The sequence below is a fragment of the Desulfovibrio biadhensis genome (genome assembly GCF_055388615.1).
On record NZ_AP042477.1, the window covers coordinates 160,722 to 183,396 of the forward strand.

The 22,675-nt window shown below is 56.5% G+C and carries 20 protein-coding genes and 1 riboswitch; of the genes, 15 read left to right on the forward strand and 5 right to left on the reverse strand.

The window, feature by feature from the left end; all coding sequences use genetic code 11:
- Nucleotides 1–93: 93 nt before the first annotated feature.
- The 5 genes from dnaX (at nt 94) to ACZ5EH_RS00695 (ending at nt 5,002) form a co-directional block, all read left to right on the forward strand.
- Entirely contained in the window at nt 94–1,983 is a 1,890-nt protein-coding gene (gene dnaX / locus ACZ5EH_RS00675; RefSeq protein ID WP_464276218.1) for a DNA polymerase III subunit gamma/tau, read from the forward strand.
- A gap of 41 nt (nt 1,984–2,024) precedes the next feature.
- The gene (locus tag ACZ5EH_RS00680; RefSeq protein WP_464276219.1) at nt 2,025–2,345 is read left to right on the forward strand and encodes a YbaB/EbfC family nucleoid-associated protein; all 321 of its coding nucleotides are present in this window, start codon (nt 2,025–2,027) and stop codon (nt 2,343–2,345) included.
- 12 nt (nt 2,346–2,357) lie between these two features.
- The gene (recR, locus tag ACZ5EH_RS00685) at nt 2,358–2,963 is read left to right on the forward strand and encodes a recombination mediator RecR (protein WP_464276220.1); all 606 of its coding nucleotides are present in this window, start codon (nt 2,358–2,360) and stop codon (nt 2,961–2,963) included.
- Nucleotides 2,964–2,974: 11 nt separating this feature from the next.
- Nucleotides 2,975–4,042, forward strand: coding sequence for a glycosyltransferase family protein (locus ACZ5EH_RS00690; RefSeq protein WP_464276221.1), 1,068 nt, complete (start codon nt 2,975–2,977; stop codon nt 4,040–4,042).
- A 132-nt stretch (nt 4,043–4,174) separates the two neighbouring features.
- Nucleotides 4,175–5,002 (forward strand): TatD family hydrolase, encoded by an 828-nt coding sequence (locus ACZ5EH_RS00695; RefSeq protein WP_464276222.1) that lies wholly within the window; start codon nt 4,175–4,177, stop codon nt 5,000–5,002.
- 45 nt (nt 5,003–5,047) lie between these two features.
- Here ACZ5EH_RS00695 and ACZ5EH_RS00700 read toward each other — a convergent pair whose 3' ends face one another.
- Nucleotides 5,048–5,656, reverse strand: a complete 609-nt coding sequence (locus ACZ5EH_RS00700) for a hypothetical protein (protein ID WP_464276223.1) — start codon at nt 5,654–5,656, stop codon at nt 5,048–5,050.
- Complete coding sequence (locus tag ACZ5EH_RS00705; RefSeq protein WP_464276224.1) at nt 5,653–6,438, reverse strand: acyl-[acyl-carrier-protein] thioesterase; 786 nt, start codon at nt 6,436–6,438, stop codon at nt 5,653–5,655. Before ACZ5EH_RS00705 ends, ACZ5EH_RS00700 begins: the two co-directional genes overlap by 4 nt.
- A gap of 690 nt (nt 6,439–7,128) precedes the next feature.
- Between ACZ5EH_RS00705 and ACZ5EH_RS00710 the strand changes: the two genes are divergently transcribed.
- The 5 genes from ACZ5EH_RS00710 (at nt 7,129) to ACZ5EH_RS00730 (ending at nt 12,582) form a co-directional block, all read left to right on the forward strand.
- Nucleotides 7,129–8,040, forward strand: a complete 912-nt coding sequence (locus tag ACZ5EH_RS00710; protein WP_464276225.1) for a substrate-binding domain-containing protein — start codon at nt 7,129–7,131, stop codon at nt 8,038–8,040.
- A 255-nt stretch (nt 8,041–8,295) separates the two neighbouring features.
- Entirely contained in the window at nt 8,296–9,735 is a 1,440-nt protein-coding gene (locus ACZ5EH_RS00715; RefSeq protein WP_464276226.1) for a circularly permuted type 2 ATP-grasp protein, read from the forward strand.
- A 130-nt stretch (nt 9,736–9,865) separates the two neighbouring features.
- A complete protein-coding gene (locus tag ACZ5EH_RS00720) occupies nt 9,866–10,849 on the forward strand; it encodes an alpha-E domain-containing protein (RefSeq protein WP_464276227.1) in 984 nt (327 codons plus the stop codon).
- A 99-nt stretch (nt 10,850–10,948) separates the two neighbouring features.
- Nucleotides 10,949–11,704 carry a proteasome-type protease gene (locus tag ACZ5EH_RS00725; RefSeq protein WP_464276228.1) on the forward strand — a complete coding sequence of 252 codons (756 nt, stop codon included), beginning with the start codon at nt 10,949–10,951 and terminating at the stop codon, nt 11,702–11,704.
- 8 nt (nt 11,705–11,712) lie between these two features.
- On the forward strand, nt 11,713–12,582 hold the full coding sequence (locus tag ACZ5EH_RS00730; protein ID WP_464276229.1) for a transglutaminase family protein: 870 nt from the start codon (nt 11,713–11,715) through the stop codon (nt 12,580–12,582).
- A 72-nt stretch (nt 12,583–12,654) separates the two neighbouring features.
- Here ACZ5EH_RS00730 and ACZ5EH_RS00735 read toward each other — a convergent pair whose 3' ends face one another.
- Together ACZ5EH_RS00735 and ribB are read right to left on the reverse strand one after the other, a co-directional pair.
- Nucleotides 12,655–12,996: a DVU0772 family protein gene (locus tag ACZ5EH_RS00735; protein WP_464276230.1), complete on the reverse strand. Its 342-nt coding sequence runs from the start codon at nt 12,994–12,996 to the stop codon at nt 12,655–12,657.
- A gap of 351 nt (nt 12,997–13,347) precedes the next feature.
- A complete protein-coding gene (ribB, locus tag ACZ5EH_RS00740; RefSeq protein WP_464276231.1) occupies nt 13,348–14,031 on the reverse strand; it encodes a 3,4-dihydroxy-2-butanone-4-phosphate synthase in 684 nt (227 codons plus the stop codon).
- A gap of 122 nt (nt 14,032–14,153) precedes the next feature.
- Nucleotides 14,154–14,307: riboswitch (FMN riboswitch) on the reverse strand.
- Nucleotides 14,308–14,759: 452 nt separating this feature from the next.
- Between ribB and ACZ5EH_RS00745 the strand changes: the two genes are divergently transcribed.
- The 3 genes from ACZ5EH_RS00745 to ACZ5EH_RS00755 all read left to right on the forward strand — a co-directional run bounded on the left by ACZ5EH_RS00745 (nt 14,760) and on the right by ACZ5EH_RS00755 (nt 17,497).
- Nucleotides 14,760–15,065: a hypothetical protein gene (locus ACZ5EH_RS00745; protein ID WP_464276232.1), complete on the forward strand. Its 306-nt coding sequence runs from the start codon at nt 14,760–14,762 to the stop codon at nt 15,063–15,065.
- A gap of 187 nt (nt 15,066–15,252) precedes the next feature.
- A complete protein-coding gene (locus tag ACZ5EH_RS00750; protein ID WP_464276233.1) occupies nt 15,253–15,723 on the forward strand; it encodes an amphi-Trp domain-containing protein in 471 nt (156 codons plus the stop codon).
- A 175-nt stretch (nt 15,724–15,898) separates the two neighbouring features.
- Nucleotides 15,899–17,497 (forward strand): Lcl C-terminal domain-containing protein, encoded by a 1,599-nt coding sequence (locus tag ACZ5EH_RS00755; protein WP_464276234.1) that lies wholly within the window; start codon nt 15,899–15,901, stop codon nt 17,495–17,497.
- A 39-nt stretch (nt 17,498–17,536) separates the two neighbouring features.
- Here ACZ5EH_RS00755 and ACZ5EH_RS00760 read toward each other — a convergent pair whose 3' ends face one another.
- Nucleotides 17,537–19,855, reverse strand: coding sequence for a cysteine synthase (locus ACZ5EH_RS00760; RefSeq protein ID WP_464276235.1), 2,319 nt, complete (start codon nt 19,853–19,855; stop codon nt 17,537–17,539).
- A 90-nt stretch (nt 19,856–19,945) separates the two neighbouring features.
- Between ACZ5EH_RS00760 and ACZ5EH_RS00765 the strand changes: the two genes are divergently transcribed.
- Together ACZ5EH_RS00765 and ACZ5EH_RS00770 are read left to right on the forward strand one after the other, a co-directional pair.
- Nucleotides 19,946–21,733 carry a motility associated factor glycosyltransferase family protein gene (locus ACZ5EH_RS00765; RefSeq protein WP_464276236.1) on the forward strand — a complete coding sequence of 596 codons (1,788 nt, stop codon included), beginning with the start codon at nt 19,946–19,948 and terminating at the stop codon, nt 21,731–21,733.
- A gap of 174 nt (nt 21,734–21,907) precedes the next feature.
- Nucleotides 21,908–22,645 (forward strand): hypothetical protein, encoded by a 738-nt coding sequence (locus ACZ5EH_RS00770; protein WP_464276237.1) that lies wholly within the window; start codon nt 21,908–21,910, stop codon nt 22,643–22,645.
- The last annotated feature ends 30 nt before the right edge of the window (nt 22,646–22,675 follow it).

Below are 22,675 nucleotides of genomic sequence, written 5' to 3' on the forward strand. Positions count from 1 at the left end.
GCGGGGCCCGCGCCAGCATTGCAGGAAGCGTACTGCTATCATAGCGCTTTTCCTGCTTATTTTTCAAGCGGGAACAAACCCGGCAAGGCGGACATGAGCCAATCATCTCTCACAGCCAAGTACCGGCCCCAACGATTTTCTGAAGTAGCCGGCCAGGAAACCTTAAAGGGCATCCTTTCCCGTGCTGCGGCCGAAGACCGCATCGCCCCCGCATATCTTTTCAGTGGCACACGCGGGGTGGGCAAAACCACGGTTGCGCGCATTCTGGCAAAGGCCATAAACTGCCTGAACGCGCCGACAGAAGAGCCCTGTAACGAGTGCGCGCATTGCAGGCAGATTACGCAGGGCATGGCCGTGGACGTCATCGAGATCGACGGCGCTTCCAACCGCGGCATTGAAGACGCCCGACGCATCCGCGAGGATATCGGGTACGCCCCTATGGAGTGCAAGTACAAGGTCTTCATCATCGATGAAGCCCACATGCTCACCAAGGAGGCGTCCAACGCCCTGTTGAAGACCCTGGAAGAACCCCCCGGCAACGTGACCTTCATTCTGGCCACAACGGAACCGCACAAAATACTGCCCACCATTATCAGTCGCTGCCAGCACTACTCCTTCAAGCGGCTGACCATGCCCGGTCTTGTGGCGCACCTGGAAAACGTGCTGCAACAAGAACAGGCAGACTATGACCCCCGTGCCGTGCAGCTTATTGCCCGTCGCGCTGCCGGCAGCGTACGCGACTCCATGTCTCTTCTGGGGCAGACCTTGGCAATGGGGCGCGATCGCCTTGAAGTCGAAGACGTGCGCGCCGTGCTTGGTCTTGCAGGGCATGAAATATTTTTCCGCGTACTGGAGGCAGTGGAAGCCAAGGACCCCCTGGGCATCAACGCGCTCCTGCGCGAGTTGCTGGACCAGGGCCTGGACCTGGGCTTTTTTCTGCGTGAACTGGCCCAGTGCTGGCGCAATCTTTTCCTGCTCAAACAGGCGGGTGATAAGGCGCTGCCCCTTTTGGAGCTCACCGACGAGGAAGCCCAGCAGTGGCTGGAGTGGTCGTCACACTTCTCCCTGCAGCATGTGCACGCCGCATGGCAGCTGACGCTGGAAGGGCAACGCCGCGTGCTCACCAGTCTGGAGCCCGCGCTGGCGTTGGAGTTGCTGCTCCTGAACCTGGCGTATCTGCCTTCTTTGGTGAACCTGGAACAGGTTGCGCAGCCTGCCGGTGGCGCTGCTCCGGGCGGAGGCGCCCCTGGTGGCGCCAGAGGCGGTGGTGCATCTGGCCCGTCAGGCGCTCCTGGCGGCCGATACGGCGCATCACAGGGCGGGCAGTCCCCGCGTCCATTGCCCCCTCGCGGCGCTGCCGCACCGCAGCAGACTGCAGTTGATGGCGTCTCTTCCAATAGTCAGCCGCAAAGCAGCGCCCCCAATAGCGTCGAAGCTGGTGACGCGCCGCCCTGGAAACGGCCGGCTCCAAAACAGATGGCGCAACCCGTAACGACTGCGCCGGTTATGGAACAAGCACCGGAACAGGCACCGGAACCGATGCAGGATCAAATGCAGGAACCGGCGCCCCAGGCCGAACCGGAAACAGTCAGGCCGAACACAGCCAGGACGTATGAAAAATCCTGGCAGGGATTCATGCAGGCGGCCGAAGATATGGCCAAGGAAGATGGGCAAACGCCCTCTCGCTTGCGCCAGGCAAAGGGGCATTACGACTGCGAAGAGAACGTCCTCTACTTCGACTGCCGCAGCGATGTGCAACGCTGCATGCTGCTGGAAGGCGAATACGGCAAATGGCTCCTGCGCGTGGCCAGGTCATGCTTTGGCGAGGAGGTACGGCTGGAAGGCAATGCCCCTGAAAACAAGGTCATGAATCGCAACGAGTGTAAGGACCAGCTCGAGGATCACCCCCTGGTGAAACAACTTCAAGACGAAATGGACGCACGCATCGTAGACTGGGGGCACACGGCCCCGCCTACTTCATGAGTGCGCACCTTCCCACGTAAATAATCCACACGGAGGCAAGTATGAAGGGCATGAACGATCTGGTGCGTCAGGCACAGGTCATGCAAAAAAAGATGGCCAAGGCCCAGGAAGAGCTGAAGACCAAGACCGTTGAAGCCACTGCAGGCGGCGGCATGGTTACTGTTGTTGCCAACGGCGCCCAGGAAATCCTGAGTGTGAAGGTCGACCCCCAGGCAGTGGATCCGCAAGATGTGTCCATGCTCGAGGACCTGGTGCTCGCCGCCGTCAACGAAGCGCTGAAGCAGTCCCGCGAGATGGTTGAAGTGGAAATGAGCGCGCTTACCGGCGGCCTCAACCTGCCCGGCATGCCCGGCATGTTCTAGGAGTCGTAGTCCTTGCGCGATCTTCCCGAACCACTTGATGCGCTGGTCCAACAGCTTTCCGGGCTTCCCGGTCTGGGGCCGAAAAGCGCCCTGCGCATGGCGTTGGCCATTCTGAAATGGCCGGAGACCAAGGCCCGCGGACTTGGGCAGGCAATACTGGACCTGCGCGACAAGCTTACCATCTGCAGCATGTGCAACGGCCTTGCCGACAGCGACCCCTGCACTCTGTGCGCTGATCCGGGGCGCGACCATGACACCTTGTGCCTGGTTTCCGAATGGGACAGCCTCCTTGCCCTTGAACAGGGCGGATTCTACAAGGGGTTGTACATGATCCTGGGCGGTCTGGTGGCTCCCCTGGAAGGCGTACAGCCCCAGGCGCTGGAACTCGGCAAACTCAAAAATCGCCTGCGGGAGGGCAACCTCAAGGAGCTGATTCTGGCCCTTGGCACCACGCTGGAGGCGGAGAACACGGCATCTTATGTCAGCAACATGGTCCGCACCGAATACCCCAACGTAAAGCTGACACGACTGGCGCAGGGCATCCCCCTGGGTTCCGAAGTCCGCTACATTGACAAGGAAACCCTGAAACAATCTCTTGTTTACAGGCAGAACCTTTAGGACGCGTCCTTATGCGCACCTGCGTCTTCATACCGCCCCTTGCCAGACATGCAGGCGGCGTTGCCGTGCTTCTGGACGTTGCCAGGCACCTGCACGGGGCGGGTTATGAAGTCATCCTCACGTTGCGCGAGCCTCCAGGAACGGAATCAGCCCATGCGCTGCCCCAAGACATTCCTGCCATCTCCTGGGAGGAGATCGCCGGGTTGTCCCTCTCTGCAACGGACATCTGGCTCACCCCGGAAGGCTGGGTCAACGCCATGCTCCCCGGTCTACAAGCAGGGGCGACATGCCTGGTCTATTGCCAAAACTGGTCCTATCTCTTCTCTTCCTTGCCGGAAAACGTGGCGTGGTCACAACTCCCCGCCAGCTTCCTGGCGGTGTCCAAGCCTGTGGCCTGGTTTGTGGAGGAAACGACCGGAAGGCCTGCGCCCGTCCTGCGCCCCGGTATTGATCTGCAACGTTTTGCCCCACCTGGGGCAAAACCGGCCGGGCCTTTGCGGGTCGCCTACATGCCACGCAAGAACAAGGCGCTGGTGCAGCGTGTCCGCGAAATTGTTGCATCGCGAGCAGGGTGCGGCATCGGCCCCTTTGCTGACGGCCAGGGTCTGGAATGGGTTGAGATAAGCGGTCTGCCCCAGGACGAAGTCGCTGCCCGGCTGGCCTCGAGTCATGTCTTTCTGGCATCCGGCTTTCCCGAGGGGTGCCCCCTGCCGCCTTTGGAAGCCATGGCCAGTGGGTGTTTGCCCGTTGGTTTCAGCGGTTTTGGTGGCTGGGACTATATGCGACAAATTGCCCCAGAGTTGCCTTTTGCCGCCGGCCCCTGGTGGCCAGAGCGCCCCGACACTTCTGCGAACGCTTCTGCAATCAAGGGCAATGGCATCTGGGTTGCCGATGCAGACGTCATGGCCGCGGCCTTGGCCATTGAGGAATGCCAGCGCATGCGGCGCGAAAACGCCCCCCTTTGGCAACAGGGCACGGAAAACGCCATTGCCACCGCTCGTTGCTACAGCCTGGAGCTCCAGGCAGAGCGCGTCCAGGAACTCTGGCGCGGTTTTGAAAAACAACTCGCGGCAAAGTAAGTCCCTTTATGTGAATTTCGGCCAGGGGAGATTTTCCCATAATAGATTTTCCGCCTGCCTCCTTCCAGCGATTCCACCTTTATACACAAGACACTAAATTTACAACACAATACCATGACGTAAGGTTTCATAATGAGCAAAAAAAAGAAAAAGCCATTGCCAGATCCTGAAAGCCTGGCGCTTCCAGCAGGGGGGGTGGAGACACATGCCCACCTCGATCTTGAAGATTTTCAGGTAGACATGGAGGCAGTTATAGAACGCGCCGGCCGTTGTGGTGTATCGCACATTGGCCAGGTGTTCCTGGGGCCCACTCCTTATTCCAAAGGGAGGGAGCGCTTCAGCGCCTTTGAAAATGTATTTTTCCTGCTGGGCATGCACCCGCACGAGGCATCCGCCTGTGACGCTGCAACCATACAGGCCATGCGCGAATTGTTTCTGGCAGATACGAGACTCAAAGCCCTGGGCGAGATAGGTCTGGATTACCACTATATGCATTCGCCTGCCGCCGTACAGCGCGACGTCCTGCAACGGCAGCTTGAGCTGGCCCTGGACCTTGACCTGCGCGTGGTGATCCACTCCCGCGAGGCTGAAGACGAAACAGTGGAAATACTGGAGTCCATGGGCTTTACGGGGCGCCCTTTGCTTTGGCATTGCTTCGGCCAGGGGCCGGAGCTTGCAGCAAAGCTTGTTGCCAATGGTTGGCATCTTTCCATTCCAGGACCGGTGACATTTCCCAAAAGCGAGGCGTTACGCCAGGCCGTGACTGAAATCCCCCTGGATCGTCTGGTGCTGGAGACCGACTGCCCCTATCTGACGCCGGCGCCCTACCGTGGCAGACGTAATGAACCTGCATACCTGGTGTTCACAGCCAAAACCATGGCCGCGTGCAAGGGCATAAGTCCTGAAGAGCTCTGGACCACCTGTGGCGCCAATGCACGCCGCTTTTTCGGTCTCGATTGATACAGAGGGGCTTCTGCAACGTCTTCGCCCCTTGCATGATGGGAATCAGCGTAGGACATCGACCAGGGGAGTTTGCAGCCACTCCAGTTTCCACACGGCGTAGAACCCTGTCATCACGGCCTCTGCTGCGTCATGGCGCAACGCCACGGGGCGTTTGCCAACGCCCCCGCCTCCGGCCTCCATGGACCAGGCCGCAACCTTGCGCGCAAGTACAAGGGCCGTAGCCTTTGCTGTCTGGCCTGCGACACGTTCACGGGGGTGCAAAAGCGCCTCGCGCCACTCCTCCGCACGTACAAGCATGAAGCCGATTTTTCCGGAGCGGCCAATCCTTTTTGCCTGGCGCTGCACTTCTGTTTCCCAGGCCTTGGCAACATCGCCCCCACCTTCCACCACCACATATTCAAGGGCGGGCAGCATGGCCAGCTCGCCGCGCATCCAGCGCTTCAGCCTTGTCATATCCGCCAGGTGGTGCGAACGGCACCACAACAGCCGCCCCTGTGCGTCAAAGCAGGCGATACCGGTCCGCAAGCCGGCATCAACAGCCAGTAGTACGCCATTCACCGGCAATGTGCGCCCCCCCTTTTCTCTTCCTTCTTCCCGCGGATCCGGAGGGGGTGGTGGCAGGTTGTCTGTACCTTGGCCGCCTTGGTTCACAGGGACGCTTCCTCCCTGCTGCGGCACGTTATCTGGGCGGCGGCAGACAGTTCCCCAGCGCTATACAACGCGCTATTGCAGAGCATTTGCCCGCCATTCTCCTGGGGAAGAGAGCTGACACACACGGGGTGTTGTCCGGGGGTTATCTCCTTGCGAAAACGGACATTAAGGCTGCTTGGCGCCAATTCCTGCGAGCATTTCCTTTTCATGGAATGAAACGCCCTTTCGTAGAGCCACTGACACAGCACCGCGTTATTGACATGGCCGTTGCGGTCCAGGTCTGCAAGGCGCAAGGGAATGCTCACACCATCCGTGTCCATGCCAGGAAGAGGCAGCTTGGAGGGGTCCTTGCCCAATTCGAAGATTTCACTTTGCGGCATATCGGGCGGTTCCAGCGCCTGCACCTCTTGCGGCATACGCGCCGCCCTGCGTTTGTGCATATCGGCGACAATCCAGACGCTTACCCCCCTGGTGATACACTTCTCTTCGACCATCACCTGGAATTGCCGCCAGGCATAGAGCCGATTGGCAGCGGAAGGCCAGGTGTGCACAATGTATTGCTCTCCACAAAAGGGCAGCCGCGCGAATTCAAGATGCAACTGCACAAGAACCCATGCCAGTCCGCGAGGCTCCAGCAGCTCCATGCCCACCCCCAGGGAGCTGGCATGGTCTTCTGCCGCATCCTGAAAGGTATTGAGAAGCTTCTGCAGATGCATGACGCCATCCGGCCCGGCGCTTTGCCCCCGAACTTTTCCTTCAAGCTTTAGCGGTAAGGTATTCATGTCCGGACTATGACCCAAATGTGCAACAAATGTCACGGGTTCCGTTATGGTAGGAAATGCGTCATCGAATCGTAAAAAATTATTTTCCCTGCTTGACGAGAAGATGGCAGAGGCTTATTATTTTAACCAAGTCCTAGGACTGGAAAGGGATCATTAACCTGTAACCTTTCATGACGGAGGTAGCTGAATCCTGGTGGAGTTTCGTTCCCATATCGGCGAGCGGAGTCGCCATCGGCTGAGGCAGCAACACATTTGAGCCCATGCACATAAAGCAGGGCCAAGCCGGGTCATCCGGCAAAGCTATTCCGTCAACATTCAAACCTGAGGATGTGAAGGCTATTGAGACGCGGCAGGCAGTATAACCACATGAGCGTATGCGCAAACGCACAGCATGGTTGCCCTGCCCTAATGTAACACTCATATCCTGGACTGCGTCATCCGTATGCAGCCCGAAAAGTTACCGACAGCGGGCGGAACCGGAGCAATGGTTTCGCCCGCTTCTTTTTACCCCCCGCCCCCCGTGAAAGAACCCTTTTGGCAGACTTCCCTCCTGACACTCCCCGTGTTATACTTACAAAAAATAACAGCTCGGCACGCGCTGTGTCCGGACTGGTAGCAAATTTTAATCCGTGAAAGCATGTACCGTTTCGGCTTTCCGGCATCCGACCAAAAAACGTGGGGGGTCCTTCCATGATGCGTTTGCTGTCCACCAAGGAAGCAGCCCAGTTTCTGGGTGTAAATGAAAAACAGGTGTATGCCCTGGTCAGCGAAAAAGGGCTGCCTGCGACCAAAATTACAGGCAAATGGCTGTTTCCCTTGCATCTGGTTGAACAATGGTTGGAAAACAACACCCTGCATCATCCCTCCAACACCAATGAGCAGCGTCGCGAAGGTTTGCTGGTGCTTGCCGGCAGTAACGACATTCTGCTGGAACGCGCCTGCACCATGTTTTCCCGCACACAGCCTGAGCAGCTGGCCGCCATGGGCATTCTGGGCAGCATGGGCGGCATCAAGGCCCTCAGACAAGGGCTATGCGATGTTGCCTGCAGCCACCTGCTGCAGGATGATGAAACCGACTACAATTTCGCCTTTGCCAACCTGGAGCTGGAGCAGACACCGGTTGTGGTGAATTTCTGCCGCCGTGAACAGGGGCTGATAGTGCCGCAGGGCAATCCCAAGGACGTGCAGAGCGTTCCGGACATTCACGCCAAAAAGTTGCGCCTGACCAACCGCCCCATAGGTACGGGAACGCGGTTGCTGCTTGATCATGAGCTTGAAAAGGCAGGCTTGGACGGTTCCGATATTTCCGGTTACAGCCGCGAAGTGCAGCGACATCTGGATGTAGGTCTGGATGTGCTCTCCGAGCGCGCCGACGTAGGGCCAGCCATCCGCGCTGTAAGCGGCATGCTTCCCCTTGATTTTGTCCCCCTCCGGTGGGAGCGCTTTGACCTGTTGGTCTTCCGGAACAGCTTTTTCGAAAAACCCGTCCAGGCGTTCCTGAACATGCTCCGCTCCACTGAATTTGCCGAGCTGGCAAAAACCCTGCCTGGCTACGACATCTCCCAGAGCGGCTCCATCCGCTATCCCGGCGAAGGGCTCTGACCCCTGCCGGGACAGCGGCGTTTGCGCCCTGTCGCCTCCCTTTTTTGCCCTCCCCGTTGCGCTGCAAAGCAGCGCATTCTTACCATTTCGTTGACACATTCATTCCAATATTTTACATAATTGACAACAGCATGCAGAATAATCTGCTGCCCTTATATTCGTGCCGGAAAAGCTGCAACTGGTGGGAGTTCCGACTGTACAAGGCAGTCTTTTGGAGGCCTGATACGCCCCCGCTTACAGGCACACGGAGATCACATGGATTTCGTCTCTTACCAACCAGGAGAGTTTTACGACGAATTGTTCAATCCCGACGGCACGCCAAGGCCGGGCGCGCTGCAAATCGTCAAGAAAATCAATGAACTTCCTGACGAGGAATTGTTACGCAGACAAGAGGCTGCTGAACAGGTTCTTTTTGATCTGGGAATAACATTCACCGTTTACGGCCACGAAGACGGTACGGAAAAGATTTTTCCTTTTGACATCATCCCCCGCCTGATCGCCGCACGGGAATGGATGCACATAGAAAAGGGGCTGCAGCAGCGGATCACCGCCCTTAACATGTTCATCCACGATATTTACCATGACCAGCGCATCCTAGAGGACAAGGTTGTGCCGCGCGACATTATCGAAAGCGCCGCGGATTACAGTCCTGCCTGCAAAGGACTCACCCCTCCCAAAAGTATCTGGTGCCACATCACGGGTACAGACCTTGTTCGCGATGCAGACGGCACATTCATGGTGCTGGAAGACAACCTGCGCTGCCCTTCCGGTGTCTCGTATGTGCTGGCCAACCGCCACATATTGAAACGCACGTTTCCCCAGGTCTTTGCGGCCATGAACATCCGCCCAGTGGATGATTACCCAAGCCGGTTGCTGGACATGCTGTATGCCGTTGCGCCTTCCCATATTGCCGACAAAGGCAGCATTACCGCTGCCTTGCTTACGCCGGGACGCTACAACAGCGCCTATTTCGAGCACTCGTTCCTTGCACAGCAGACCGGCATAGAGCTTGTTGAAGGGGGCGATCTCGTTGTCCATGACGGCTACGTCTGCATGCGCACAACCACCGGCCTTAAACGTGTTGATGTGATCTACCGCCGGGTCAACGACGACTTCCTTGACCCCACGGTCTTCAAACCGGAATCTTTGCTGGGCGTGCCAGGCATAATGGATGTTTACCGAAAGGGGCGTGTTTCCCTGGCCAATGCCCCGGGAACTGGGGTTGCCGACGACAAGGTCGTCTACGCCTACGTTCCTGAAATCATAAAATACTATCTGGACCAGGACCCCATCCTGCCCAACGTCCCCACCTATCTTTGCTGGCGTGATAAAGACCGCGCCTACGTTCTGGACAACCTGGAGAAACTGGTGGTCAAGACGGCCAATGAATCCGGCGGCTACGGCATGCTGGTGGGCCCTGCCTCCACCCAGGAAGAACGCGAAGTATTTGCACGCCGGATTCAGGCAAAACCCAGAAACTACATTGCCCAGCCCACAGTGGCGCTTTCCCGGGCTCCCACAATTACAGATGCTGGCATTGAAGGACGCCACGTTGATTTGCGGCCCTACATTCTTTACGGCGACTCCATCGACGTTGTTCCTGGAGGATTGACCAGAGTGGCGCTGCGAAAAGGCTCTTTGGTGGTCAATTCTTCGCAAGGCGGCGGCAGTAAAGACACCTGGGTCCTGGGATAGTAGGGATAGTAGGGATAGTGGGGAGTCTTTCCGCCCCATGATACTGTACCCTGACCATCCGGACGGGCAGGTGTGCAACGGACGCCGACACAGCTCGGCGCCACGTACAGCAAGAAGCAAGGAGAAACGTATGCTCAGCCGTGTGGCCGACGCAATGTACTGGATGAGCAGATATTTGGAGCGCGCAGACAACATCGCACGTTTCATTGAAGTCAACTGGCACCTGACGCTCGACCTTCCCTCGGAGCCAGGTAACGAACAGTTGCAGTGGAGCCCCCTGATTATGACAACGGGGGACCTGCCGCTTTTTGAGGAGCGCTACAAGACCGAGGACATGCAAAACGTGCTGCAATTCCTGGCCTTTGATCCTGAATACCCCAATTCCATGCTTTCCTGCCTGCGCTCTTCCCGTGAAAATGCGCGCACCATTCGGGATATTCTTGTGCCGGAATTCTGGGAACAGATGAACCTGCTGTACCATCAGGTGGAAGCCGCGGCCCGCGAACCGGGAACCTTTTTTGAAAACCCGTTTACCTTCTGCGAACAGGTAAAACTGCTCTGCACCCTGCTCTGCGGCATTGCCGACGGCACCATGGCCCATGGCGAAGGGTGGCATTTTTTCCGTGTGGGACGTCTGCTGGAGCGGGCCGACAAGGTCACCCGCATTCTGGATGTGAAATACTTCATCCTGCTGCCCAACGTGAACTGTGTGGGCACAGTTTACGATGACATTTACTGGACTGCGCTTTTACGCTCCACCTCGAGCTTTGATGAATATCGCCACCGCTACGGCCGCATTTCCCCGTCATCCGTGGTGCAGTTCATGCTGTTGGCGCGGGATTTTCCCCGTGCAGCCTTTTATTGCCTGCATAACGCCCTGCAATCCCTCAACGCCATAACCGGCACGCCAGCCGGCAGCTTCAGCAACGAGGCGGAACGCCTGCTGGGGCGTTTATGCGCAGAGCTCTCCTACGAAAGTGTTGACGAAATCATCACCCTGGGCCTACATCAATTCGTCGATCACTTCCAAAGACGGATGAACATTGTGGATAAGGCGATTTCCGAATCCTTCTTCTACATCCCCGTGGAAGGCGAAGTACAGGCCCAACAATAACGCCATTTTTTCGAGGCAAACGACTTTGCCTTGAAGGAATGCACAAAATGCAGCATGCCCCTGCAAGGGGCTTATGCTCTTTACAAGGAAGACACAGGCATGACCTTTTGCCTTGGAATTACCGTCGAGGAAGGACTCGTCGGCATTGCCGATACCCGTATCACCTCTGGCAATGAACTCATTTCTGCGCACAAGGTAACCTGTTATGAAAATAATGACGGGGCCTTCTTTGTTATGACTTCCGGATTGCGCTCTGTGCGGGACAAGGCGCTGACCTACTTTGAAGAAGAAATGGAAGCCCACGAGGAACACCCCAAACGGCTGTACCAAACCATCAATGAATTCGCCAAACAACTGCGCAGAGTAGCCAAGGAAGACAAGGAACCCCTTGAAGAAAGCGGCTTGTCGTTCAACCTCCACGCCTTGGTTGGCGGGCAGCTGAAAGGCGACACCGAGCACAAGCTTTACCTTGTTTACCCCCAGGGCAACTGGGTGGAAGTGGGGCATCAGACGCCCTATCATATCATTGGCGAAGGCGGGTACGGTAAACCCGTGCTCGACAGAACACTCAAGTATTCCGATCCCCTGCGTTTTGCCCTGAAAGTTGGGTGCCTGGCATTCGATTCCACCAGAATCAGCGCATCCGACGTTGATTTCCCCGTGGATGTGGTTCTGTTGGCCAAAAATTCATTTCAGATTGTCGAGCATCGTTTTCAGCAAAACGACCTGGCGCACATTTCCTCCTGGTGGCAAGAGCGCCTCCGGGATTCCGTGAACCGGCTCCCCTCTGAATGGATTGACGACATCGCAGCCAAATTGACCAGAGTGCAAGCGCCACGGGGGCGGACCTCCTAGGAGTTAGTGTGCGCTTCCACATCCAGCACACCAGCCGTTACACCTATTCCAAGCCCGTCTTTCTGGAACCGCACAGGTTGCTGCTGCGCCCTCGTTGCGATGGCTGGCAATCACTGGAATCTTTTACGTTACGCCTCCAACCGGAGCCAGCGGGATGCTCCATGGGCATAGACGCCGAAGGCAACTCCTATGCACAGTGCTGGTTCGAAGGGGTTACGGACCATTTTGAAATAGAAACCGAAGCCGTGGTCCGGACCATGCTGGACAACCCATACGGTTTCCTTCTGGAAACCCAGGCACAGAAGCTCCCCCTTTCCCTGTCGCAAAATCTGCAACAAGTGCTGGCGCCCGCCATGGTGCGCGCCGTACCGGAGCCGGAAGACGATCCTGTAAAACTCTTTGCCGAGAATATCCTGGCCGCAGCGGAAAACCAGACAATGCGTTTCTGCGCGGGCTTGCTGGACGCCATTAGCGCAGATTTTGAAAACGTGGTGCGCCATGAAGAAGGCATCCATACGCCTGCCACAACCTTGCAAAAACGCTCCGGCGCATGCCGCGATCTTGCGGTGCTGTTCGTGGACGCCTGCAGAGCAGTGGGGCTGCCGGCCCGTTTTGTAAGCGGCTACCAGGACCCTGACCTCCCCGAGGACACCAGATCCCAGGCCCACGAACTCCACGCCTGGGCAGAGGCCTTCATTCCCGGCGGAGGGTGGCGCGGATTCGACCCTTCCTGCGGCCTGGCTGTCGCCGAACAGCATATTGCACTGGCCGCTTCCTGCATGCCGGAACTGGCCATGCCCCTCTCCGGCAGCTTCCGAGGAACAGACGCAACCTCCACACAGGAGCACGTGGTCAACCTCTCCAGGCTTGAGGGCTGAGCATAAAAAAAAGCGAACTGTAAACAATCCCAGTTCGCTGGCGCCGCGCAATGCGGCCATATACCCCCCGGCCTAATTTTCCAGCTGATGCTGCAGCCAAGTCTTGATTTCGTCCGTCGGCTCATACACCCCCTTGAGCCCCTGGAATTCTTCCTTGAAGGATTGCTCCAGGTGGTGTGGCAGCTCCATGGACAACAGGTCCTCGGCTTGCTCGGAATTTCTTCTTACCAGTCGCACTGTCGGACGCTCTTCCCAATTATCCACCACAAAGTAGTTGGTGTAGTCATTCTTGGAACGCACTGGCTGATGCTTGCCATGCCAATTGTTATTGCCCCATTCCAGATACAGAATAACGGCGTCTTCAGGGCTCATGTCCCAATCGATGACCAAGTTGGAAAAATCGCGAAGTTGCATGTCTGCCTCCTGAGAAGTGTTTTCCAGCCCCCGAGCGTGGGGTGCGTCTTTATGAACCAGATTTCAGGCCGCTCGGACATAACGGTACGTCGGCATGCGGACGGCACGTGCCGACTCTTGATGGTAATAATAATCATTCTGATTCTTATGTAAAGAAAATTCTGCACCATTTTAGTCTTTTTTTTGTTTTGACCGATGCAGTTGGAAGATTCACGCAACAACAGCTCAATATCGTTAAGATTCCACATGAAACAAAAAAAGCCCGCAACCTAGGTTACGGGCTTTTTTTGTGCCTACAATTTACACGCAAACGTATTTTCCTGGCGTGCTCAGGTTTGCCGGTAAATACTATCAGGCAGCTACACTTTGCCTTTTATGCTCGGGGGCATTTTGTCCCTCATGGGCAAGCCGCCATGCGGCAATGTCTTCCACGCTCAAAACCAGCAAGTCATGCTCTCTGGCAAAGCGCACGATTTCAGGCAGCCGCGCCATGGTGCCATCCGGGTTGGTCAATTCGCACAGCACACCACAAGGAGCGAGACCAGCCAGCCGCATGAGGTCGACGGTCGCCTCGGTATGGCCACGACGCTCCAGCACGCCCCCTGCCTTGGCCCGCAACGGGAAAACATGGCCGGGACTGCGCAAATCCGCAGGCGTTGCGCCAGCAGCGGCTGCGGCCTGCACGGTGCGCAGCCTGTCGGCCGCGGAAACGCCGGTGGTCACCCCCTCTGCCGCCTCGATACTCACGGTAAAGGCCGTCTGATACCGGCTCCCGTTTTCCTCAACCATCATTGGCAAGTTGAGGGCGTCCACCTTTTCGTCAGTAAGACACAGACACACGATGCCACTGCATTCACGGATAAGCATGGCCATCTGGGACTGGGTAAGCTTTTCGGCTGAAAATATGAGGTCGCCCTCGTTTTCCCTGCGCTCGTCATCCACGACGAGAACGCCCTGGCCTTCCGCCAAGGCGCGCAACGCATTTTCCATCCGCTGCTCCGATGTGCCGAATGCATCCAAAAGCGACTGATTCACGGTAAGTCTCCTTAAGGTTGAAGTACCAGAATCAGGGTGTAGAACAGACAGTCCATGCCCCCTGAAAAACGGGGCGCAATGGACTACTCACGTGCGCAGAACGCGCTCGCGGCAGGAGACTGTCATATTCTCTTCCATCCGGACTGTAACCGTCGGCTCCGGCATCACACCGGATCTGCTGGACCCTTTGCACCAGTTGCAAAGGCGCTCGCGGGCTCTCCGGCAAATTGCCGGAATACCGCCGGTGGGGACTTTCACCCCGCCCTGAGAATTTCCGCAGCCAACCTAGGCCCCACAGAAAGGTCCTGTCAAGCAGGCTCTTGCAATAGAATATCACAAAAAAAAGAACGCACTCCCCGAGCCCTTTGAGAAAGTGCGCGCAGTCCTGACATTATAATGCCGCCAGGCCCTGCCATGCGTTATCATCAAGACAAAAAGCGTACACAAAGTGTACGTAAAAAACACGATAAATTACCTAAATTACTGAGTAAGCAAAAAATGGAATCATCTTTTTTACTTAATGTAAGCGCTTTCACATAATTTTTTTAATTTTTTTTTGCACCATCCAACAAAGATTAAGTGCAATCAAAACAGCCCGGTAGCTAAGATTTTTCCTTTTTTATGAAAGAGTTATGCAAATGTAATACTTTTTTACTTGTTGACAGATTAGCTTCTTTGCTCAAAATGATCACAACTTTCGTACAAAAACTGTACACGAGGAGAGAGCAATGAGTGTCTTTGTCAAGGATAAGGAAACCAAGCGCGTCATTTTCAATGTAGACATCGCGCTCGCAGAACGGCTTGAAAAAGCGAAGGAAACAGCAAGAACTCTCGGCAAAAAACTGGACGTTGATACTGCAGTAGACAAGGCTTTGGAAAAATATCTCAAAAAAGCCGAAAAAAAATTGTCTGAGATTCTTGAAGAGGATTCAGAGGAAAACGCCGATAAAGGCGATACAATGCCTGAAGATGCTTCCCAAAAAGACACCGCATCGCCTGATGCATCTGCACCCGCAGAGGACTGCAACATCTGATCCTCACAGGTACGAAGGAAGTGTCAGGGGGCAGAGGGCTGTTTCCTGAAAAAAGTTCACGCGTGGGCCGACACGCCAGGCAATATCAGGCCCGCCATGCAATCCGGCATCAAAATTTCGCCGGCAAAAATACACTAAAGCGGCAATGCCGCATGAACAGATGCTTAAACAAAACAGGAGAAGTACAATGAGCAGCAAAAACGGAATCGTAATCAAAGGCACCATGGACTTCCAATCCATCATCACCTTCCTCGAAGACGTGGTCAACAGCTTCAAAGCCAAGACAGTTTGCGTACAGCGTGGCGACGAGTTCATCACCCTGACTCCTGCCGACAGCATTGAAATGGAACTGGAAGCCGTGGAGAAAAAAGGCAAGCAAAAGCTCTCCCTGGAGCTCGAATGGCGTGAAGAAACTCCCGTTGAAGCAGGTGTGCCCTTCAAGGTAGGGTGTGAAGTTCCCGAGCCTGCGCCTGTGGAAGAGCCCGCTGCTGACGCCCCCACTGAAACCCCTGAGGCTGCTGTTGCCCCTGAAGCCGCTGCCGACGAAAAGAGCAAGACCGTCATCAAGCAGCCTGAGGCCGGCCTGGGCACTGCCGCTGCAGAAGAAGCCAAGGGCGCAAAAGAAAAGGCCAAAGCCGCTAAAGGCGCAAAGAAATAACTAGCTGAAAATCATCATTCCCCGGGCGCTTATTCCACGCCCTTATCGCCCCTTTCGGTCCTTAGTACCGGAAGGGGCGCTTTTTTCCCCGACCATTCACTTCCTCGCCACAGTGTTCTACAGTATGGCCACGCACTGCCTGCAATTGCCAACCGCAACCCTTCAGGGAGCCGTCATGATACAACCGCCCTCCCGGTCTTGTGCACTGTGCATCATGTTCCTCCTGTGTCTTTTCTGGAACATAACCCCAGGTCATGCTGATCCTTACGTCATCGTCGATACGGGGCAATCCGCCTGTTACGACGATGCCGGCCCCATTCCGTGTCCTGTGCCGGGGCAGGCGTTCTTTGGTCAGGATGCGCAATACCTGGGCAATGCGCCAATGTACAAGGATAATAAGGACGGCACCGTGAGCGACTTGCAGACCGGGCTCATGTGGGTAAAGGAGCGGTACGCCGAAATAAGCTGGGAGGAGGCACGACAAGGTGCTGCTGTCTGTCGCGTGGGGGGCTATGACGACTGGCGCATGCCGACGATCAAGGAATTGTACTCCCTTATAGATTTTCGCGGCACGCTCTCCCCCGAGGCAAAAGGCGCCGCCCCCTGGATTGATACCCGATACTTCGACTTTGCCTACGGAGACACATCCAAGGGCAAGCGCAGCATAGACAGTCAGGACTGGTCAGCCACCCGCTATACCGGCACCACCATGGACAACGCCTCCACAGCCTTCGGGGTCAACTTTGCTGACGGCCGCATCAAGGGTTACCCCATCGTCTCTCCACGAGGACTTACTCAACATTACGTACGCTACGTCAGGGAAAATCCCGAGTACGGGCAAAACGATTTCGAAGCCAAGGAAGACGGCACCGTTGTCGACGCCGCCACATCTCTGGTGTGGCAACAGGATGACAGCGGCGCGCCCATGGACTGGCAAAGCGCCCTCTCCTATTGCGAGAACCTGGAGCTGGCCGAGCACGACGACTGGCGCCTGCCTAACGCCAAGGAACTCCAGAGCATTGTGGACTACACCCGCTCCCCTTTGGGAACGGGGAGCGCTGCAATTGATCCAGTGTTCAATAACAGCGAGACAGAGGCCTATTTCTGGACAAGCACCACCCACATCGAAGGACAAACCCCTGGCAGCAGAGCGGTATACATAGCCTTTGGCCAAGCCATGGGCTACTTTGCCCCCCCGTATAGCGGCATAGCCAAAAAATTTATGGACGTGCACGGTGCAGGCGCCCAGAGGAGCGACCCGAAATCCGGAGATCCGGGGAAATTTCCCCGCGGATTTGGTCCGCAGGGCGATGACATACGCATATTCAATTACGCCCGCTGTGTCAGGGGCGGAGTGGCGGCGCTTATGGAGTCTGGCGGCAAAGGTGATGACACCCCGCCGTGGGGATATGTAACCGGTATTGATTTACGCCCGGAAAAGAGACAACCGCCCGAGATATTGCAAAAGGACCCGACACGTTTAGAACCGCGCTCTTTTGGCGTCCCCAGACAGCCTGACCAGCAGGGCGGGCCGGTCATTCCCTCCCCGCGCATCCAGGGAAGAAACAGCCAGACACCGGGCCAGACACTTGGCCCAAGGTATCAAAGGCCCCCGCGCAAAGCCCTGGAGGCCTGTGCAGGGAAAACACAGGGGCAGGTCTGCCTGTTTCTATCTCCGCGGGGCAATGTGAACGGCATCTGCCGCACCCCCCCAGGAAGACGCGGGCAAGGGTTGGCCTGTGTTCCCAAAGGCGGCCCCGCATCCATGCAATGATGCGGGCTCCGGCGGTTCATAGTTAGGCAGCCCCTCTCTTCAGGCGGGGTACAAACGCCCCCCGTGGGGGGTATCCTCTATGGTATAGCCGGCTGAGGCAATTTCCTCGCGTAGATCATCCGCACGTTTAAAGTCTTTTTCTTTACGGGCGGCATCGCGTTCCAGAACCATGCTTGCCACATCCTTGGGCCAGTCTTTGCGTGCAACAGGCATGCGCTTGGAATCCAAAAAGCCAAGCACCGTGTCGTGGGCTTCGAGCTGCTTTTTCCAGGCCACGGCTTCCTCGGGCAGCAGCGCATTCTGACTTATCAACTTGCGCACGTCGCGCGCTGCAGCAAAAAGTCCAGCCCAGTAGCGATGCAGCGACAGGTCCTCTTCCATGGCCTGTTTGTACCCTGTCCGCACATCTACAAGCTGTTGCTCCACTTCCGGACGCAGCACCATTTTCCGCGAGGCGGCTGGCGCATCAAAAACCATTTCCGCCAGATCCATGGCCAGGCTTTGAACCCGGGTCCAGTTGCGGCGCCACATCTGCAGGCTTTCCTCAGAAAGGGTCAATGACTTGTGGGGGGATGTTGAAAGCAGCCACATGCGCAGCGCCTGGCGCTCCATCTGCCCTGCGTATTCAGGCAGTCCTGGCTCGCCCCCGTCGCCATGAATCCCCTGGCAGACAAGCCAGGCTTGGGGCTTTCCGGCTGCCCCTCCTGCTCCCAAGGACCAAAGGGCGCGCAGGTTCTCCAGATGCGGGAACCGCTGCGTCTCTCCAGCCATGACCACATCTATGCCCTGCAAGGCATCCTTTGCCGCTGCGGCATGCTGCAGGAACCAGCTTGGCCGCACGTTGCCCCATTCGGTCTGCAGGCAGTCCATGCTTTTGAGATCCTGCAAGGTGGCGCGCTTCAGCAAAGTGAAATCCTTGGGGTTGTCCTTGACGTAGTTGGCGAGATCCACTGTCTTGCCCAGACTCAGGGTTTCCAGGTCCTGGGGGCTCAGCAGCCCGTAGGAAGGGAAACGCAGCACATCAAAATACACGGAGCGCAGCTTTTCATAGGCGGCGCCCTTGACCAGCAGCTTGCGGCAGAGTTCCAGCATGGCATCGACGCTGCGCCCCGCCATGTGAAAATCAGTCTTGGAAGAAACACCCCAGAACGCGGCGTTTGTCGCCAGGTCCTTGGTTACGTTCTCGAGAAAACGCTCCTTGGCCATGCCGGAGTCACGCTGCGCATTGATGGCCCGGTCGTCCATATCGGCCAGCCCAACGGCCAGCCGCGCAGGGATACCCGCCTGGTCCAGGTGGCGGGCGAGCACGTCCAGCACCACGATGCGACGCCAGGCATCCAGGTTGGCCAGAGCATCCAGTGCAGGGCCAGTTGTGAACAGCCCTATCCCATGCTTGCCGGGCTCCAGGTAATGCGGCTCGTCACTGTCCACGCTCTGCAGGGTAATGCCATGGCGACGTTTGGGGGCAAAAAGCGGGGTGCTCAAATACCGCTCACCACTGTCCGGCAGAATGACAACAATCAAACCGTTTTCCAGTTCGCCGGAAAGGCGCAGCGCAGCGGCGACAGCAGCGCCAGAACTCATGCCGGCAAAAATACCTTCTTCCTTCGCCAGCCGCCTAGCGGTTGCAAAGGCGTCCTCGTCCTCCACACGCAAAATTCTGTCCAGCGCGCTCTTGTTATAAATGCCGGGGGGATAGGACTCCTGCATATTCTTCAACCCCTGGATGGCGTGCCCTGCGTAGGGTTCCACAGCCACCACCTGTATGGCAGGGTTCATCTCCTTCATCCGCTTGGTAATACCCATGGCCGTGCCGGATGTACCCAGGGTGCAGACAACATGCGTCACCTGCCCGTCTGTCTGCTCCCAGATTTCACGCCCTGTACCTTCGTAATGGGCCTGAATGCTGGCCTGATTGTTAAACTGGTCCATGAGCACGTATTTTTCCGGCTCTTCCCGCGCCAGGCGATAGGCTTCTTCAATGGCGCCGTCCGTGCTCAGGTGCCCCGGCGTGAACTGCAGCTCCGCGCCATAGGCCAACAGAATTTTCTTGCGTTCTTCTGAGGCGCGCTCACTCATCAGCAACCGCAGCTTGTACCCTTTCACAGCGCAGACCATTGCCAGGCCTATGCCCGTATTGCCCGAGGTCGCCTCGATGATGGTCTTGTCAGGGGTCAACTCGCGGGAACGCTCCGCAGCCTCAATCATGCTCAAAGCGACGCGGTCCTTGATGGAGCCGCCAGGATTGGCAGACTCGATCTTGGCCAGGATTTTGACACTCGGGTTGGTGTTCAACCGCCTGAGCATCACCAGGGGCGTATTACCCATGGCCTGTAAAACATCGTCATAAACTTTCATAAGTAAGCCTCATATATTGAAAAATTATCATAGCCAATGGTTGTGTTTTTAATCTGCGCTATCTGGCAAGAAGATTGCATTTGGTGCAGCATGAACGCTCTGCCCTTTATCAAGGATAACCTCGAGGCCATGGCCCACGTCAAGAATCCCGCCGCGTTCTGGCTCGCGCATCAGCGCCCGGACGAACAGGCGGTGATGGAAAAACTGACCAGAAACTCCCGTGGCCAAATGGATTTCACATTGCCTTCGGGACAGACCATGTTTGAGACGCCCCCGCAAATCTTCTACCATGGATGGGCGGATACCAGCGAGAAAGCTGCTGCCGGCGCGTCCATCATTGTGGGCTGCAACCTTGGATATGGTCTGAACTACGTTCTGGTCAACACCCCAAATACGCACAGAGTGCTTGTGGTGGAGCCTGACCCCGAAATGTTGCTGGCCTGCCTGGGCAATAGCGACTACTCCCCGTTCATCCGCGCAGGGCGGCTTGTGTTTTTGCCCCCCGATGCCAAGATGATTCGTGAGACCATTCAACAGATGAATATGCACTTTCTTTTTGGCGCCATTCATCTGCGTGTGGATACCCCGAGCCGCCAGCTCGGCACCCAGTATGCGCAATGGTCGCGCATCTGCCAAGAAGCTTTGGAAAATTTCTCAGTGGAACTGACCACCCTGCGCCTGCGCCAGGACGAAATGGTCGGCCACGAAATCAAAAACTTTCGCCGCGCCATCACCGATGGAACCATACGCAACATGCGAGGCACCGCCCACGGGCTTACCGCAGTTATTCTCGGCGCCGGCCCTTCGCTGGGGCATTATGGTCCAGTACTTGCCAAAAACAGGGGGCATGCCCTTTACGCCACGGCGTTGCAAACACTCACGCCGTTGCAAAGCATCGGCCTGAAACCGCACTTCGCCATGGCCATCGACTACAGCGAAGGCATGCTCAAAGTCTACGACCGCCTGGACCCCGAATGGTGCAAAGACGTACCCCTTCTCTATTCCACGAAAATGCACCCCGATGTCGTGAACAATTATCCCGGCCCTACAATTCCTTTCTGGACCATGGGCGGCATGGGAACCTACGCCATGCGCGACAATGAGCACCTCATCGACGCAGGCGGCAACGTTTCCGTGGCCATCTACCGCTTTTTACACTGGTGCGGCGTAGAGCGCATCCTTCTGTGCGGCCAGGATTTTGCCTGGAAAGACCAGACTACCCACGCCGCAGGCCACCACGACCACGTCCGTAAGGAAAAGCACTACAAAAAACTCAAGCTCATTGAATTGAAAAACGCTGCAGGCGAAACCATCCACTCCACGCTTTCCTATATCACTGCCCTTCGCGATCTGGAGAAGGATATCGCAAGCAACAATCTCCCTACATACAATCTGTATGGCGGCCTAGCCGTCATAAAAGGCGCACAAAACGTGGACGAAAACGACCTGCTACGCGAAGGGCTGAACACATCCCGGCCGGGCAGTCTCGAAAACTTCACCATGGCAATGCGAAACGCCCAAACATCCCGCAGCATACCGGATATTGAGCCACGCTGGCCAAAGTGGATGTCCTCCATGCGCAACGCCCGGAAACATCTGGAAAAACTTTTCAAAAAGCCCCAGGTCCGGCAAAAGGAAATCCGGGAGAGCATCCAGCGCTTCCACGGCTACCTGCGGCACGATCCGCTCTACCTACCGTACCTGTACAACGAGCTCACCGACCTTGCAGGCATGCTCCATGGCGGTCGTACGCTTGGTCTTAAAGACTTCAGCACCTTCAAAAAAATCATGGAGCGCGTGAAGACCAAGGTGCGGGAAATGGACAGCTGCCTGGCTACAGCAGATAAAAGCGACGTCAGCGATAAAAAGGCTGCCTGAGCCGTCGAAAACATGACACCCCATAAAAGGAGGCGCCTGGCGTCTCCTTTTTTTTTGCCCTCCCTGAAAGTTCCCCCTGGATACAAATGCAAACAAAAGGCATTACCATTGTGCACCAATAAGTAGCTTCACACGTCTTACCAAAGAGAGACAAAACCAATTCAGGAGGTTGTCATGATCAACAAGACACCCATGTTTTTCGCAGTGGCCCTTTTTTTCCTCTTTGCCGTAGTGCAGCCCGCATCCGCCCTCAAGCCGCACACGCAACAGCCCCCATGCGGCGCCGGCAATATGCACCAGGGCATGATGCAAAACCACGGAATGCAAGGCATGAAGGGCATGCAAGGCATGAAGGGCATGCAAGGTATGAAGGGCATGCATATGCACTCTTCCGGCTACGGCAAAGGACACAAGCGCAAAGGTGATATGCGCATGCCCTCCCTGCGGGAGCTGATGCAATTTTCCCCTGAGGATGCCAAAGCCTATGTCCAGGCGCTTGCCACTTTTCAGAAGCAGCGTGTGGACATCCGCAGCCAGAACCTCATCCTGCAGCTCGACCTGCATGAAGCTTTCGCTGCCGAGAACTTTGACCAGGACAAGGTCAAGGAATTGGGCAAACAGCTGGCAGATCTCGAAGCCCGGAGAATTCAAAACAAGCTGGACCTCGCCATAGCGCTTCGCGCCTTGGGCATGCCGTACCACTCCATCTGCCGTATGGGGCACGCACCGTTCGCCGATCCCGGCATGGAAGACTTGTCCAATCGAGGATGGCAGCACCCCAAAATGGATCGCCACGGACAGAACTGGCATGACGAAATGCACGACGGCAAGCAGGGCCGCAGGCACCACATGTATGAGGAGTCACAAGAGCAAACAGGGGCGGAAACCGAGCCCGAAACAATCGAACAGTAGTCACCAAAACTGAACAGACGGGGGGCATCG